The organism is Lentzea sp. NPDC102401, from assembly GCF_044765805.1.
Taxonomy (GTDB): Bacteria; Actinomycetota; Actinomycetes; order Mycobacteriales; family Pseudonocardiaceae; genus Lentzea; species Lentzea sokolovensis.
The window spans coordinates 101,630-116,193 of sequence record NZ_JBIWKS010000002.1; the positions used below are offsets into that span (position 1 = coordinate 101,630).

At 70.9% G+C, this 14,564-nt stretch carries 8 protein-coding genes; 7 read left to right on the forward strand and 1 reads right to left on the reverse strand.

Going from position 1 to position 14,564, the window contains the following annotated elements; all coding sequences use genetic code 11:
* Positions 1-41 precede the first annotated feature (41 nt).
* Positions 42-2,108, forward strand: a complete 2,067-nt coding sequence (locus ACIRG5_RS06555) for a 2Fe-2S iron-sulfur cluster-binding protein (RefSeq protein WP_402901177.1) — start codon at positions 42-44, stop codon at positions 2,106-2,108.
* Here ACIRG5_RS06555 and ACIRG5_RS06560 read toward each other — a convergent pair.
* A complete protein-coding gene (locus ACIRG5_RS06560; protein WP_402901179.1) occupies positions 2,098-3,069 on the reverse strand; it encodes a helix-turn-helix transcriptional regulator in 972 nt (323 codons plus the stop codon). The two genes, ACIRG5_RS06555 and ACIRG5_RS06560, sit on opposite strands and share 11 nt — an antisense overlap.
* A gap of 62 nt (positions 3,070-3,131) precedes the next feature.
* On the opposite strand from ACIRG5_RS06560, the gene ACIRG5_RS06565 reads away from it, so the two are divergent.
* The 6 genes from ACIRG5_RS06565 (at position 3,132) to ACIRG5_RS06590 (ending at position 14,553) form a co-directional block, all read left to right on the forward strand.
* Positions 3,132-3,593, forward strand: coding sequence for a VOC family protein (locus tag ACIRG5_RS06565; protein ID WP_402901182.1), 462 nt, complete (start codon positions 3,132-3,134; stop codon positions 3,591-3,593).
* 173 nt (positions 3,594-3,766) lie between these two features.
* The gene (locus ACIRG5_RS06570; protein ID WP_402901184.1) at positions 3,767-4,777 is read left to right on the forward strand and encodes a beta-ketoacyl-ACP synthase III; all 1,011 of its coding nucleotides are present in this window, start codon (positions 3,767-3,769) and stop codon (positions 4,775-4,777) included.
* Between the two features lie 139 nt (positions 4,778-4,916).
* The gene (locus ACIRG5_RS06575; RefSeq protein ID WP_402901187.1) at positions 4,917-5,666 is read left to right on the forward strand and encodes a PP2C family protein-serine/threonine phosphatase; all 750 of its coding nucleotides are present in this window, start codon (positions 4,917-4,919) and stop codon (positions 5,664-5,666) included.
* Entirely contained in the window at positions 5,663-6,823 is a 1,161-nt protein-coding gene (locus ACIRG5_RS06580; protein ID WP_402901190.1) for an FHA domain-containing protein, read from the forward strand. The genes ACIRG5_RS06575 and ACIRG5_RS06580 overlap by 4 nt, the downstream gene beginning before the upstream one ends.
* A complete protein-coding gene (locus ACIRG5_RS06585; RefSeq protein ID WP_402901193.1) occupies positions 6,820-8,289 on the forward strand; it encodes a serine/threonine-protein kinase in 1,470 nt (489 codons plus the stop codon). The genes ACIRG5_RS06580 and ACIRG5_RS06585 overlap by 4 nt, the downstream gene beginning before the upstream one ends.
* A 105-nt stretch (positions 8,290-8,394) precedes the next feature.
* Positions 8,395-14,553 (forward strand): Ig-like domain-containing protein, encoded by a 6,159-nt coding sequence (locus ACIRG5_RS06590; RefSeq protein ID WP_402901195.1) that lies wholly within the window; start codon positions 8,395-8,397, stop codon positions 14,551-14,553.
* Positions 14,554-14,564: the final 11 nt, after the last annotated feature.

Genomic DNA, 14,564 nt, shown 5'->3' on the forward strand with positions numbered 1-14,564 from the left:
AGCGAGTGTTCAAGACCTGAGCAAAAGCTCATAATAGTGGCATGAGCTGGGAAAACAAGTTGGAAGACAGTCGTCTGCTCACGACGGTGGACGAGGTTGAGGCGGTGGTCGGACGGCCCGCGTCGATGGTCGTGTCGAAGCAGCTCAAGGCACTCGACGAGGGATGCGTGGAGGTGCTCTCCCACAGTCCGATCGCGGGGTTCGGCTACCGGGACGCGGAGGGCGCGACCACGACGTTCGTCGGCGGCAGGCCCGGGTTCGCACGGGTGCACTCGCCGACCCGGATCTCCTTTCCAGTGGACGGATCCGTCGCCGACGGGCCGGCGTCGCTGGTCTTCCTGCTGTCGGGCGTGGGGGAGACGTTGCGGGTCAACGGGGTCGCGCGTCGTGGCACCGAGGTGATCTTCGACGTCAAGGAGGTGTACGTGCACTGCGCGCAGGCCGTCCTGCGTTCCGGGTTGTGGCAACCACCCGCACCGGCGGAGCCGGCCCCTGAGATCAGCGACGGTCCACTCGCGCAGGCCGGTGTCGCGGACTTCCTCGCGGCGGCACCTTTCCTGGTTCTGTCCACATGGGACTCATCGGGTGGGAGCGACACCAGCCCGCGTGGTGATCAGGGAGCAGTCGTACGGGTCTTGGACGGTCGCAGGCTCTTGATGGCGGACCGCAAGGGCAACAAGCGCGCCGACTCGTTGCACAACCTGCTGCGGGACGACCGGCTCTCGTTCGCCGCGCTGGTCCCGGGACGGACCGGTGTGCTGCAGGTTCGCGGCCGGGGAAGGATCACCGTCGATCCCGCGCACCTGGAACCGTTGGCGCTGCACGGAACGCCGCCGCACGCCGCGTTGCTCATCGACGTCGAGGCCGCTGAGCTGGTCGTGAGCGAGGCCGTCGCGCGGGCGCGGATGTGGACCGCGGACGTCGATCGCGACGTGCCGGACCTGATGGCGCTGGCGGGCCGGCACCTGGCCGCCAACACGGGCAGCAGGTTGCTCGGGATCACCCGGCTGATCCCGGAGAAGTGGCTGCGGGCGGTCATGAACCTGGCCTACCGCTCCGGCCTGCGCAAGGAGGGCTACGAGATCGCGAGCCTCCGGCCCCGTGTCGTCGCGCAGGACCCGTTGCGGGAGGTGCGTGTCGTCGAGGTGCGCCGCGAGACGCCGAGCGCGGTCACGGTGGTGCTGGAGGACGGGAGGCCGTTCGACTTCAAGCCCGGCCAGTTCTTCACGCTGGTGGCCGACGTCGACGGCCATCGGGTGCGCAGGCCGTACTCGGCGTCCTCGGTGCCTGGTTCGTCGCGGTTGGAGGTCACGGTCAAGCAGGTCGAAAGTGGACGGTTCTCGACGCACGTCCACGGTCTCGCGGTCGGTGACCGGCTGTTCGTGCGCGGCCCCTCAGGCTCGTTCCACCTGCCAGAGGACTCCGGTGCCGGTGTGGTGCTCATCGCGGCGGGCAGCGGTGTCACGCCGATGATGAGCATGATCCGCACGCTCCTCGGCACACCCGGCACGGGTCGAATCGCGCTCCTGTACAGCAACCGCGGTGCCGAGGAGACCATCTTCGACACCGAGCTGGCCAGGCTGGGCGAGCACCACCCCGGCCGTTTCTCGGTGACGCACGTGCTGACGTCCCGGGAAGGACGCCTGGACGTCGCCGGCGTACGGCGGTGGATCACCGGCCTTGCGCTGCCCGGCCCCCGGTTCTACGTCTGCGGCCCGGAACCGTTGATGGACACCGTCCGGCAGGCGCTGGACGAACTGGGTGTCCCCGGCGAGCACGTCCTCGTCGAGCGTTACGCCAGCGGACCGTCCGCGGTCGTTGTTTCCGATGCACCGCAACGGATGCGCGTCGAGGACGGTGGACAACCCGTTGGGGCGGCGGTGGTCGAGCCCGGTCAGACCCTGCTGGACGCGGGGCTCGCGGCCGGCCTGCCGATGCCGTACTCCTGCACCGTCGGCAGTTGCGGCGAGTGCGTGGTGAAGCTGCTGGGCGGCAGGGTCTCGCAGCAGGAACCCAACTGCCTCACCGCGCGGCAGAAAGCCGCCGGGCAGGTGCTCGCCTGCACCAGCACGCCGCTGACGGAGGTCACCGTGGACGTCAGGGGCTGAGCGCGGCCCTGGCGGCGCGGCGGGACAGATCGGCGAACGCGTCGCGCAGGGCCGGCGGGCCGATCACCTCGACGTCGGCGTCGAAACCGGCCAGCTTCGCGGCGAGCGCGGCCCACGACCACGCGCCGGTCAGCAGCCTGGTCCTGGTGCCGGCCTCCTCGGCCGTGTCGCCGCCGGCGAACGGCGCCACCTCGGCGAGCGGCAGGTCGAGGATCACCTCGCCGCGGCAGGGCCAGACGTTGGTGTCGGAACCCTTGAACCGGGCGGACAGGAACGTGGCGACGTCACCTCCCGGCACCTCGCGCGGCGGGAAGCGCGGGCCGTTGGGGGTGCGCAGGGTCATGCGGTCGGCTCGGTACGTCCGCCAGTCCTCGCGTTCCGGACTCCACCCGACCAGGTACCAGCGGCCCGCCCGGACCACGAGGTGGTGCGGCTGGACGCGGCGTGGCGGCCCCGGCGTGTCCGGACGGCCAGGGGCGGCGTAGTCGAACCGCAGTTCCTCGCAGGCCCGGACGGCGGTGCTCAGCGCGAGCAGGAGGTCGGTGTCCACCTGGGGGCCGCGGCCGGCCGGTTCGATCTCCAGCGCGTCGATGCGCTGACGCAGGCGGGACGGCATGACCTGGCGGACGGTGGCCAACGCCCGTGCGGCGGCCTCCTCGATGCCCGCGCCGGTGCCGACGGCGATCCGCAGCGCCACGGCGAGCGCGACGGCCTGGTCCTCGTCGAACAGCAGCGGGGGCACCTGACTGCCCGCTTCGAGCCGGTACCCGCCGTCGGGGCCCTTCACCGCGTGGACGAGGTAACCGAGCTCACGCAGCCGGTCGACGTCGCGGCGCACCGTGCGTTCGCTCACACCCAGGCGCTCCGCCAGCAGGCCGCCCGGCCAGTCGCGGCGGACCTGCAGCAGGGACAGCAACGACAGCAGGCGACCGGACGTGGTCGTCGACGCGGCGATCGGCATGCGTCCAGCCTCGCACAAGTAGAGGACGTTCCCTGTCCGCTACTGCTGACAGAGTCCCTCTCATGTCACTCAACGCAGTTACCCACCTGAACTTCCGCGGCCAGGCCAGGGAGGCGCTGGAGTTCTACCGCTCGGTGTTCGGCGGGCAGATCACCGTCATGACGTACGCCGACTTCGGCATGCCCGCCGAGGTGCCCGGCGCCAAGAACGTGGTGTTCGGCGAGGTCGTCGGCGAGAACGGCTTCCGCGTCATGGCCTATGACGTGCCCGGATCCGGCGAGCCGGTCGCGCCCGGCGAGCCCACCACCCGCCGGGTGAACGGCACCACGGTCACCGAGGAACCGTTCTTCCTGTCCGTGCGCGGCGAGAGCGTCGACGAGGTCGCGCCGGTCTGGGAACGGCTCGCGGAGGGCGCGACGGTGATCGAGAAGTTCGGCCCCGCGCAGTGGTCGCCCGCCTTCGGGATGCTGGCCGACCGGTTCGGCGTCACGTGGATCGTCGACGTGGCGGCCGCCCACGTCTGAGGCCGTTCAGGGGGCGGGATCACCCCCGCCCCCGCGGTCGACCTGGACCGGTCCAGGTCGCTGAAGTCCTTTCAACGGAACAACTCCGTCTCGTAGATGGGAAAAGGCGCCGCGCTCGCGCCCTGTACGTTCAATCTCATCCCCCTTTGAGGCTGTGAGAAAGAGGACGCACGGTGAGTGAGCACACGCATCGCCCGGTACCGGTGCTGGAGGCCGTGGCCGGAATCGTGCCGCCACGGGTGGTGTCCAATGAGGACCTTCCGGCGCACTGGGACACGAACGATGTCTGGGTTCGCCGGCGGACGGGGATCGGCACCCGGCACTGGGTCGACGAGGGCACCTCGACGGGGGACCTCGCGCTGGCAGCCGCGCAGGCGGTGCTGGCGAAGAACCCGGCCGGTGACGTGGACGCGGTGCTGGTGGCCACGTCGACGCCGGACCACCCGATGCCAGGAATGGCTCCCGTGCTGGCCACGCGGCTGGGGCTGGGCGGGGTGGCGGCCTTCGACGTGTCGGCGGTCTGCACGGGCTTCGTGTACGGGCTGGCTACGGCGAGCGGGATGATCGCGGCCGGCATCGCGCGGCGGGTCCTGCTGGTGGCGGCGGACGTCTACTCGACGTTGATCTCGCCGGACGACCGCGGTGCCGGTGTGGTGTTCGGCGACGGGGCCGGCGCGGTGGTCCTGCGCGCGGGCGAGTCCGGTGAGGCGGGCGAGGTGCTGGGGTTCGACCTCGGCAGCGACGGTGCGGGTCACGACCTCATCACCGTGCCCGGCGGAGGTGCGCGCGGCCGGGCGGAGCCGGGGCGGTACGGGCCCGCGGACGGTCATTTCCACATGAGCGGGCGCGAGGTCTTCCAGCACGCTGTCACTCGAATGACTGAATCTTCCCTTGCCGCGCTGAAGAACGTGGGCTGGACCACGTCCGAGGTCGACCGCGTCGTCGCCCATCAGGCCAACGCCAGGATCCTCTCCCTGGTGGGGCAGCGACTGTCCATTTCGGACGAGAAGGTCCTCGGCAACATCAGTCGCGTGGGCAACACCGGCGCGGCCTCGATCCCGCTCGCGCTGGCCGACGCCGTGGCCCGCGACGAGATCCACGCCGGGGAGAAGGTGCTGCTCACCGCGTTCGGCGGCGGGTTCACCTGGGGTTCCGCCACCCTGGTGTGGCCCGAGGTCGCCTGAGCTCCGTCCGACGAGTGCATCGCTGCTCGCGGTCCAGACGTTTCCGTTTTCCCGTGGCCACTTTTTGTCCCTGAAACCGCATAACGCTTCGTGAACGCCGAGCGATGAGAGGTCCGAACGGCGGAGCGGAGGTGGTGCGGTGAGCGCGGTGCTGGCGGGCGTCGCCACGCATCCCGGTGTGGTGCGGGAAGTCAACGAGGACAACGCGATCGCGGGCAGGCAGGTCTTCGCGGTCGCCGACGGCGTGGGCGGCCACGCGGCCGGTGAGGTCGCGAGTGCGTCGCTCGTCGCGCGGCTGCGGGAGCTGGACCAGCTGGACGGACCGGGGCTGGAGGACGTGCGCGTCGCGTTGGCCGCCGCGGGCAGGACGCTGGAAGAGGCCGACCACGGTGGCATGACGACGGTCGCGGGACTCGCGCTCGTCACGTTGTCCGAACGGCCGCACTGGGTCGTCTTCAACATCGGTGACTCGCGGGTCTACCGGTTCGACGGCGCGGGGCTGGCGCAGCTCACCGTCGACCACTCCGAGGCGCAGGAGCTCGTCACGGCTGGGCTGCTGACCGCGGACGAGGCCAGGAACTATTCGCGCCGCAACGTCGTCACCCGAGTGCTCGGCAAAGCGGGCATCGGCGACCCTGATCTGTGGTTGTTCCCGCCGCGCGTCGGCGAGCGGTTCGTGATCTGCACGGACGGGCTGACGAACGAGCTCACCGACGACGAGATCGAAGAGGTTCTCCGGCTGCACGCCGACGCGAAGGAAGCGGCGGCCGTGCTGGTGGATCGTGCGGTGGCGGCTCAGGCGCGGGACAACGTGACCGCGCTCGTGGTCGACCACCTGGTCGTGGCGGAGACGTCCAGCTGTGACACGGCACCTCGGAGCCCGAGATGACCGAGGTCGAGTACGTGCCCGGCACGTGGGTCGCGGTCGTGGGGGAGCGCACCTGGCTCCTGCTGGCCGTGGCACCCGAGTCCGCACTCGTGCGCCGGTGCTGGGAGCTGGTGCGGTCGGACGAGCCGCTCGACGAGGTGCTCGGCGCGATCGTCCTGGAGGGTTTTCGCGCGGTGAGCGGCTTCGCGCTGCTGACCGCGAACCGCGCGGTGGTACGAGGTGAGGCGCGGCTGCAGGTCATGAACGCGTCCGGCGCCGTCGAGGAGATCAGCGCCGCGGGCGTGGGGACGTGGGTCGACCGCAACCTCGACGACGTCGCACGGCTTCGTGTGGTGGCTGGTCCGAGCGGACCTGGCTTGCCCGTGCGCGCTGGAGTGGTGCTCGCGAACGAGCTTCTGGTCGCGTTGTCCGACGCTGCTCCGCAGCCGGTGTCGGTGCCGCAGCCAGTGCCGGTCGAGCACACCGTTGTGCAGCAGGAAGAAGCGGTCGAACTGACCGTCGTGCGTGAGCAGCCCGCGCCGCCGCCGACGTCACCTCAGATCACCCAGGTCACCGGCGTGATCCAGTCGTTCGACTGGGCACCCCGGAACACCCCGGCAGCGACCCCCGCGCCATCGGTTCCGGCCCGGCAGCCCGTCACGGAGACGGTGCTGCGCACGACCACGTTGTCCCCCAACGACACCCACATGCTGCAGGGCACCAGAACGGGACTGGTGCGGGCGAGGAAGTGCCCGGCGGGCCACCTCAGCTCGGACTACGCGGTGTACTGCAGGGTGTGCGAGGTTCCGCTGCCGGAGCAGGTCGCCGCGATGTTGCCCGTGCCGGTGCTCGGGTTGCTGCGACTGTCCAATGGAGACACGATCTCGCTCGACCGCAACGTCGTGATGGGCCGCGATCCCAGCGGTGACCGCGGCGGCGTGAACCTCGTGCAGGTCGGCCGGGAGAACGACACGGAGATCTCCCGGACGCACGTGGAGATCCGGCCGGCGAACTGGGACGTGCTGGTGCGCGACCTCGGTTCGATGAACGGCACCAGCATCTCGCGGCCGGGCTGCCCGCCGGAGAAGCTCGCCCCGCACATCGACGAGATCCTCTACCCCGGCACCCGCGTGACGCTCGGCGACCAGTTCTTCTTCACCTTCGAGGTGAGCGGATGATCCTGGGACCGCCGGACATCCCGCACTTCGAGTACCGCGGCGACATCGGCGGCGGCGGGTTCGCGATGGTGTACCGCTACTACCACCACAAGCTCAAGCGCGACGTCGCGGTGAAGGTGCCCAAGGCGACCGGACTGTCCGACGACGTGCGGGAGCGGTTCATCGCCGAGGGCGAGTCGATGGCGGAACTGGGCAACCACCAGAACGTCGCCACGGTCTACGACACGGACACGGCGGCCGACGGACGCCCGTTCCTGGTCATGGAGTACTGCCCCGGCGGCGATCTCGCGAAGCTCTCGGCTGCGGCGCCGTTGCCGGTCGGGGACGTGCTCGACATCGGGGTGCAGATCGCGTGTGCCGTCGAGACGGCGCACGAACGCCGGATCCTGCACCGCGACATCAAACCCGCGAACGTGCTCATGAACGAGTACGGCAAGCCGTGTCTCACCGATTTCGGCATCGCCGGCCGCTTCGCCGAGAACGACGCGGAGCGCCAGGTGATGCTGTCCGTGCCGTGGTCGGCCCCGGAACTGCTCACCGGCGCCGCGAAGGAGAAGAACGCAGTCCTGACGGAGGTGTTCTCGCTCGGGGCGACGCTGTGGCACCTGATCGTGGGGCACTCGCCGTTCATGCCACCCGGCACGGACAACTCGATCGGGGCCGTCGAACAACGGATCGTCTCCGGCTGGCTGCCGGCTGGGCTGCCCGCGCCGGAGGACCTGCGGCGGTTGTTGCTGGGTGCCATGGCGACGGAGCCGGAGGAACGGCCGCTGTCGGCGCTGAAGCTCGCCCTCGGACTGCAGAGAATCCAGAAGGCCCAACGGTACGGCGAGACCGCGCTCGTGCTGATGCCCGCCGTGGCACCCCGCAGGCAACCGGCACCCGCCGCCCCCGCGTTCGTGCCGCCCCCACCGCCGGTCGCGCCGCCGACGCAACGCAAGATGTTCACCTCTCCGCTTCCGGCGAGTTCGGCGCCGCACACCTTGGCGCGCAAGGAGATCCCGCCGCCGCGCACGATCCACGAGGCACCGCCGCCGCAGCCTGACCAGCCGGTCCGGCTGCGCTGGCCGCACTACGCGGCGGGCGCGCTGGCGACCGTCGCGATAGTGGGTGTGGGGGTGTTCCTGTTGTCCGGTCAGGAAAAGCCGGGCAGCGGACCGGCGGTGAGCACCGTCGCCGACGACGGTTCCGGCCAGAACGCGGGCGCGGACAACGCACCGCCGGGCAGGCCCGCGATCACCGCGACGAGACTGGACGCGAGAACTGTCCGGTTCGCTTGGAATTATTCGGCCCAGCAGGCGACGGACACGTTCTCCTGGCGCACTTCCGACGACGCCCGCAGCGGCGTCGCGAAGGAGCCGCAGGTGGACGTCGAGGGCGCGCAACCCCTTTGCCTGCAGGTCAAAGTGGTGCGCGCGGATGGAAGCAACGCGACCGCGGACTGGTCGCAGGAGAGCTGCGGATAATTCTTCGCCCGCAATCGGGTGAATGCTGCAACGAATTCGTGGATCGGCCCGATAGGCGGTTGACGGCACCGCCGATGAGGGCGCGCGATCTCTGCGAGGGGAACAGTGGGATTCTTCCGAAAGCACCGGACCACGCTCGCGTCCGGAACGGTGCTCGTTCTCGCGGCCGCCTCGCTCGTCGCCTACGCGTTCTCGTCGAACGGCAATCCGGTCCGCCAGGTCGATCTCAACGACGGCGGGGTGTGGGTGACGAGTGACCGCGACGGATTGTTCGGAAGGCTCAACAAACCCGTCGGGTCGTTGGACGCCGCGATCAACCCGCCGGGTGGCGCGCAGCAGAACTACCAGCTGGACATCGTTCAGGACGCCGCCGCGGTGGTCGCGCGGGACCGGGCGGGCGGCAAGCTCTACCCGGTCGACGTCGCCCGCTCGGTGACGCTGGGTGATCACGGACTGGTGCTGCCCAGCGGAGGCCAGGTCGCGCTCGCGGGCGGCACGCTCGCCGTGCTCGACCCCGCCGCGGGCAAGGTCTGGGCGAGTCGCGTCGACGTCGACGCCGGCGTGAGCGCGCTGGACCAGCTGAGCCAGGAGTCCCCGCCGCTCGCCACCCTCGACGGAGCCGATGCCGCCGCACTCGCCGTGGGACTGGACGGCACGGTGCACGCCGTGTCCGCCAACGGCCGCACGGTGAAGGTGACACCGGCCGAGACCGGGTTCGCCGAGCCCTCGTACGGCAAGCTCTCGACCGCACCCGAGGCACCGCGAATCACCGCCGTGGGTGGCGAGGCGATCGTGCTCGACGCCGAGTCCGGCACGCTCTACCTGCCCGGCCGCACGACCCAGGCCGGACGTGAATCCGTGTTGCAGCAGGCAGGACCAGCCGCTGACTCGGTCGTCGTGGCCACCAAGAGCCAGCTCAGGACGTTCGACCTCGACGGTGACGGCACGTCGACGCTGCACGAGGGCGTGGACGGCGCCCCGGCCGAACCCGTGCGGCTCGGCGAGTGCGTGCACGCCGCGTGGGCGGGCGCGTCCGGCGGCTACTTCCGCTCGTGCGGCGGCCAGAAGGCGTCGGCCGGCAACCTCAAGGACGCGAAAGCACTGGTCCAGCCGGTGTTCCGGATGAACCGCAGGGCGATCGTGCTCAACGACGTCGCGACCGGCGCGGTCTGGGACCTGGGCACCCAGAACAAGGTCGACGACTGGCAGTCGGTGCGGCCTCCGCCCGAGCAGAAGCCCAGCGACAAGGACAAGAACGACAACACCACCGAGTCGGCGAAGGACAAGCCGCCGAAAGCCACCGACGACACGCTCGGCGCGCGGCCCGGCCGCACGACGGTGCTGCACGTGCTCGACAACGACTCCGATCCCGCCGGCAACATCCTGTCCGTCACGGCCGTGAGCGACCTCGACCGCAAGGACGCCGGGCTCGCGATCGCCCCCGACGGCCAGACCGTCGAGGTGACGCTGCCGGAGCAGGCCCAGGACGTGCACTTCAAGTACACGGTCGACGACGGCAAGGGCCTCAACGCGACGGCCGCGGTCACCGTGCAGGTGCGCACCGAGGCGCAGAACGAGCCACCGGCCGTGCGCAAGGGCGCGGAGCCGTACGAGTGGTCGGTCGCGTCGGGCGGCCGGTTGACGCTGCCGGTGCTCGCGGACTGGCGCGACTTCGACGGCGACCCGGTCGTGCTCGTCGAGGCGGGTGCCAAGGCCGGTGTCGCGACGACGACCAACAGCGGGTTCGTCGAGTACGCGGCTCCGATCGAGGCGGGTCAGCAGACGATCGACTACAAGGCTACCGACGGCGTCGCGGACCCCGTGGCGGGTGCGGAACGCGTGCGCGTCCTCGATCCGGCCGCCCCCACCGCGTTGCCGCCGGTCGCCCGCCCGGACGTGGCGCGCGGCCAGGTCGGCACGCCGGTGCTCGTTCGCCCGCTGGAGAACGACCTCCCCGGCGCCGACCCCGTCGACCAGTCGGCCGAACTGCGGCTCGCCGCCGACGTGGCACCGCTCGCGGGAGTCACGGTCACGACCGACACCAAGACCGGTTTGGTGACGCTGACCGCCACCAAACCGGGCACCTACCCGCTCGACTACACCGCCGCGTTCGGCAACGCGCCGTTCGCCAAGGGCGCGATCCGCGTGGACGTCACCGCGGCTCCCGAGACGCCGCTGCCGCCGGTCGCGATGCCCGACAACGCGGTCGTGCGTGGCCAGGAGCCGGTCGTGGCCGACGTGCTGGCCAACGACTTCAGCCCCGCCGGATCGGTCCTCGGCGTGCAGCACGCGGAGAGCACCAGCGGGCAGCTGGAGGTGGCCGTCGTGAAGGGCCGGTGGCTGCGGATCAACGCGACCGCGCCCGCACTCGACCGCAATCCGCAGGTCGTGCGCTACACCGTGACCGACGGCGTGACCGGCCCGATCACCGGCGAGGTCACCGTCACCCAGCTCCCGCCGCCCGCCGACGACACCCCGGTGCCCAAGGACGACCGCGCGACCGCCCGTGCCGGCGACTCGGCGACGATCCCGGTGCTGGACAACGACATCTCGCCCGCTGGAGCGCCGCTCGCCCTGCAGTCGAACGTGCAGGGCACGCCGGGCACCGGCAGGCTGACCGTCACCGCGCGGGACGGCCGCAAGGACCCCGGCACCGCCTACGTCTCCGGTGACGTCGTCCGCTACCTCGCTCCCGACCGCCTCGACACCCCGTTCGTCGCCGAGGTCTCGTACGTGGTGCAGAACCCGGACGGCGACCAGGCCGTCGGCCGTGCGCACGTCACGGTCAACCCGGCGCCGACCCCGGCCAACCCGAACCAGCCGCCGGCTCCGGAACCCGTCGAGGTGCGGGCCGTCGCGGGCGACCGGGTGACGATCACGATCCCGTCCAGCGGCGCCGACCCGGACGGCGACTCGGTCGCGGTCACCGGCATCGCGTCCGCGCCCACCCTCGGGCGGGTCGTCGGGATCGCCGGCACCTCACTGGCCTACGAGGCGTTCCCGACGTCCAACGGCACCGACTCGTTCGGCTTCATCGTCACCGACACCTACGGCCGCGAAGGGCAGTCGCTGATCCGCGTGGCCGTGGTGCCGCCGGGAGATCCGCAGCCGCCGGTCGCCGTGGACGACGTCGTGACCGCCGCACCCGGTGCGCGCCTCGCGGTGAACGTGCTGGTCAACGATGTGCGGGCGCCCGGCGACACGATCACCGTCGAGCCGCTGAGCACGCGCAACCCGTCGTTGCCCGGTGACGTGTCGGGGCAGGACGGCCGGATCGAGCTGACCGCGCCGGACCTGACCGGCAAGCCGCTGGTGATCACGTACGGCATCACGAACGGCCTGGGGCAGCCGTCCATCGCGACGCTGACCGTGCGCAGCCGTGAGGACTACGCGATCCCGCCGGTCGCGGGCGAGCTGTTCCCGGTGGCGAAGAAGGAGGACAGCACGATCGAGGTGGATCTCGGTCCCGCGATCGCCGACCCGGACGGCCCCGCGGACCGGTTGGAGATCACCAAGGTCTTCCACGACCAGGCCAAGGTGTCCGGCCGCAAGGTGACGGTGCCGGTCGGCGACCACCCGCGCACTCTCGCCTACGAGGTCAAGGACGCGTCCGGCGCGACCGCGGCGGGCCTGATCCACGTGCCGTCCAAGGGCACCGGGGCGCCGAGGGCCATCCCGGACAAGCTGATCTCCGTGCCTGCCGACGGCTCGACGTCCGTGCAGATCAAGGACTACGTCGAGGTGCCGTCCGGCAAGCAGCCGAAGCTCACGACTGTCGACAAGGTGACCGCCGCGCCCGCGACCGGGCTGGAGGTCCGCAACGAGGGCGACACCGGGCTGGTCCTGACCGCTCGCGGTGGCTACACCGGACCGGCCGCCGTGACGTTCGAGGTCACCGACGGCAACTCGCTGACCGACCCCGAGGGCAGGTTCGCCCTGATCACGGTGCCCGTGCAGGTCGGCCCGGACACCCCGGTGCTGCGGTGCCCCGCGTCGGCGCTCACGGTCGTCGAGGGCGGGCTGCCGGTGAAAGTCGACGTCACCGCCGTGTGCCACGTGTGGGTCGCGGACCGCTCCAAGCTCGGTGACGTCCGGTACTCGGCGGCCTGGGCGGAACAACCGGACGGCGTCTCGCTCGAAGGCTCCGGCGAACGCACGCTGACCGTCACGGCGGCCGGCGGCGCGAAGCCCGGCACGACCGGAACGATCGAGGTCAGCGCCGGCGACGGGCCGAAGGGCAAGATCGCGGTCAAGGTCGCGGCCGCCCCGCCGCCCACCGTCGCCCCGGTGACGCTGGACGGAGTGAAGGCCGGGGACACCGCGTCTGTCGACCTCGTCTCGTACGTGCGTTCGCAGCTGCGTGACCCGAAGATCGCGGTCGTCTCCGTGAACCAGATCGGCGGTGCCGCGGCGAGCGCGAGCAACGACGGTTCGACCGTGCGCATCACACCGAACGGCGACGCGCACGGCGCCATCGACTTCAACGTCGTCGTGACCGACGTCGCCGACACCAGCCGGGAAGATCGCAAGGTCACCGGCCGGATCAGGCTGAACGTGCTCGGCGTGCCCGACGCCCCCGGCACCCCGGCGCCCGGCCGCACGGTGCTGAGCAAGGTCGTCGAGCTGTCGTGGAGCACGCCGTCCGGCAACGGCGCGCCGATCGACTCCTACGAGGTCGACTACGGCCGCGGCAAGCAGGTGTGTTCCGCCTCGCCGTGCACGATCAACGGCCTGTCCAACGGCACGGAGTACACGTTCACCGTGCGCGCGCACAACCTCGTTGGCTGGGGCAAGCCCAGTGGCGCGTCCGCACCCGCGCAGCCGAACACGGTGCCAGGCGCGGTGTCCGGGCTGAGCACGTCCACGCCGCGTGACGGCTCGTTGCAACTGAGCTGGGTCGCGGCGCCGAACGACGGCACGCCCGTGCTGCGACACGAGATCACGTGGTCCGGTGGTGGTCGCACGACGGCAACGGGCGGTGCCACGGGCGTGACGGCTACTGGACTCGACAACGACGCGAAGACCGTGTTCACCGTCATCGCGGTCAACTCGCAGGGCCCCGGCCCGGCGGTCACCGTCGAAGGACAGTCCGCAGGGGCACCGCAGGCTCCGGCGGCGCCGTCGTTCACCGCGACGAACGCCGCGAACGCGCAGACCCGTGCCGTCACGGTGTCGTGGGGCGCGGTCGGAGCCAACGGACCCGGCCCGACCAGCTACACGCTCACCCGCACCGGCGGCGGCACCAAGACCGTCTGCACCAAGGTCACCGCCACCACCTGCCTGGACGACGGCCTGCAGAACGACGGCACGATCTACAGCTACACCGTCGTCGCCGCGAACGCCGCCGCCGAGTCCGAACCCGCCGGCCACACCTCGCCCGCCAGCGCCGCGGCCCAGATGGAGGCGACCGCGACCCCGGACCCGATCACCGGGTTCACCGCGACGCCCACCGGCTCGGACGGCCAGGCGACGCTGCGGTTCGACGCACCGGCCTCGCACGGCAAGTCGAACACCGTGACCTGCACGTGGTCCGGCGGCTCGTGCGGCACGTGGACCTACCCGACCGGCGGGCAGGCCGGGGCGACGCAGACCATCACCGGGCTGCCGAACGGGCAGCCGGTGACGATCAACCTCCAGGCGTGCAACGGCAGCGGCGGCGGTGCCTATGCGGGCAACCCGTGCAACAGCGCGGTGAGTGCCGGCGTGACGACGTACGGGCCGATGCGCGACCTCGTGCTGAACACGTCCACGAGCAACACGGTCGTCAACTTCTCCGTGTCCGTGAACCCGAACGGCAAGCCCGCGAACGTCCAGGTGACGACGAGCCGTGGCTTCAACCAGTCGTTCACGACCGGTGTGGGCGGGTGGAGCTGGTCCGGTAGCCAGGACGTCGGCCACTCACAGACGGTGACCGTGACGGTGACGGTGTCCGATGCGGGCCGGCCGACGCTGAGCCAGTCCCAGCAGCAGACGACCCCGCCGCCGCCACCCACGGTCACCGTCTTCAAGGGTGCGCCCTGTCCTGCTGGAGGGTGCGTGGGCACCGTGGGGTCGTGCAGCTCCAGCGCGTGCGCCTATATCGGAGTGCAGACGGCGAATTTCCCTGGAAACGTGACCTGCAGTTTCAGCAGCAACGCCGGTGGCGGTTTCTTCAACGAGAACTTCGGCCCGAACGAACGCAGACAGACGAAGAACTTCTTCGGCTTCACGGGAAAGACGGTCACAGCCACCTGTGGCGGTGTCTCGGGATCAATCGTCTGGTGATCACGCGTACA

Coding starts and splice junctions, on each gene's coding strand:
- ACIRG5_RS06555 (WP_402901177.1), top strand. CDS start 42: ATGAGCTGGGAAAACAAGTTGGAAGACAGTCGTCTGCTCACGACGGTG.
- ACIRG5_RS06560 (WP_402901179.1), bottom strand. CDS start 3,069: ATGCCGATCGCCGCGTCGACGACCACGTCCGGTCGCCTGCTGTCGTTG.
- ACIRG5_RS06565 (WP_402901182.1), top strand. CDS start 3,132: ATGTCACTCAACGCAGTTACCCACCTGAACTTCCGCGGCCAGGCCAGG.
- ACIRG5_RS06580 (WP_402901190.1), top strand. CDS start 5,663: ATGACCGAGGTCGAGTACGTGCCCGGCACGTGGGTCGCGGTCGTGGGG.
- ACIRG5_RS06585 (WP_402901193.1), top strand. CDS start 6,820: ATGATCCTGGGACCGCCGGACATCCCGCACTTCGAGTACCGCGGCGAC.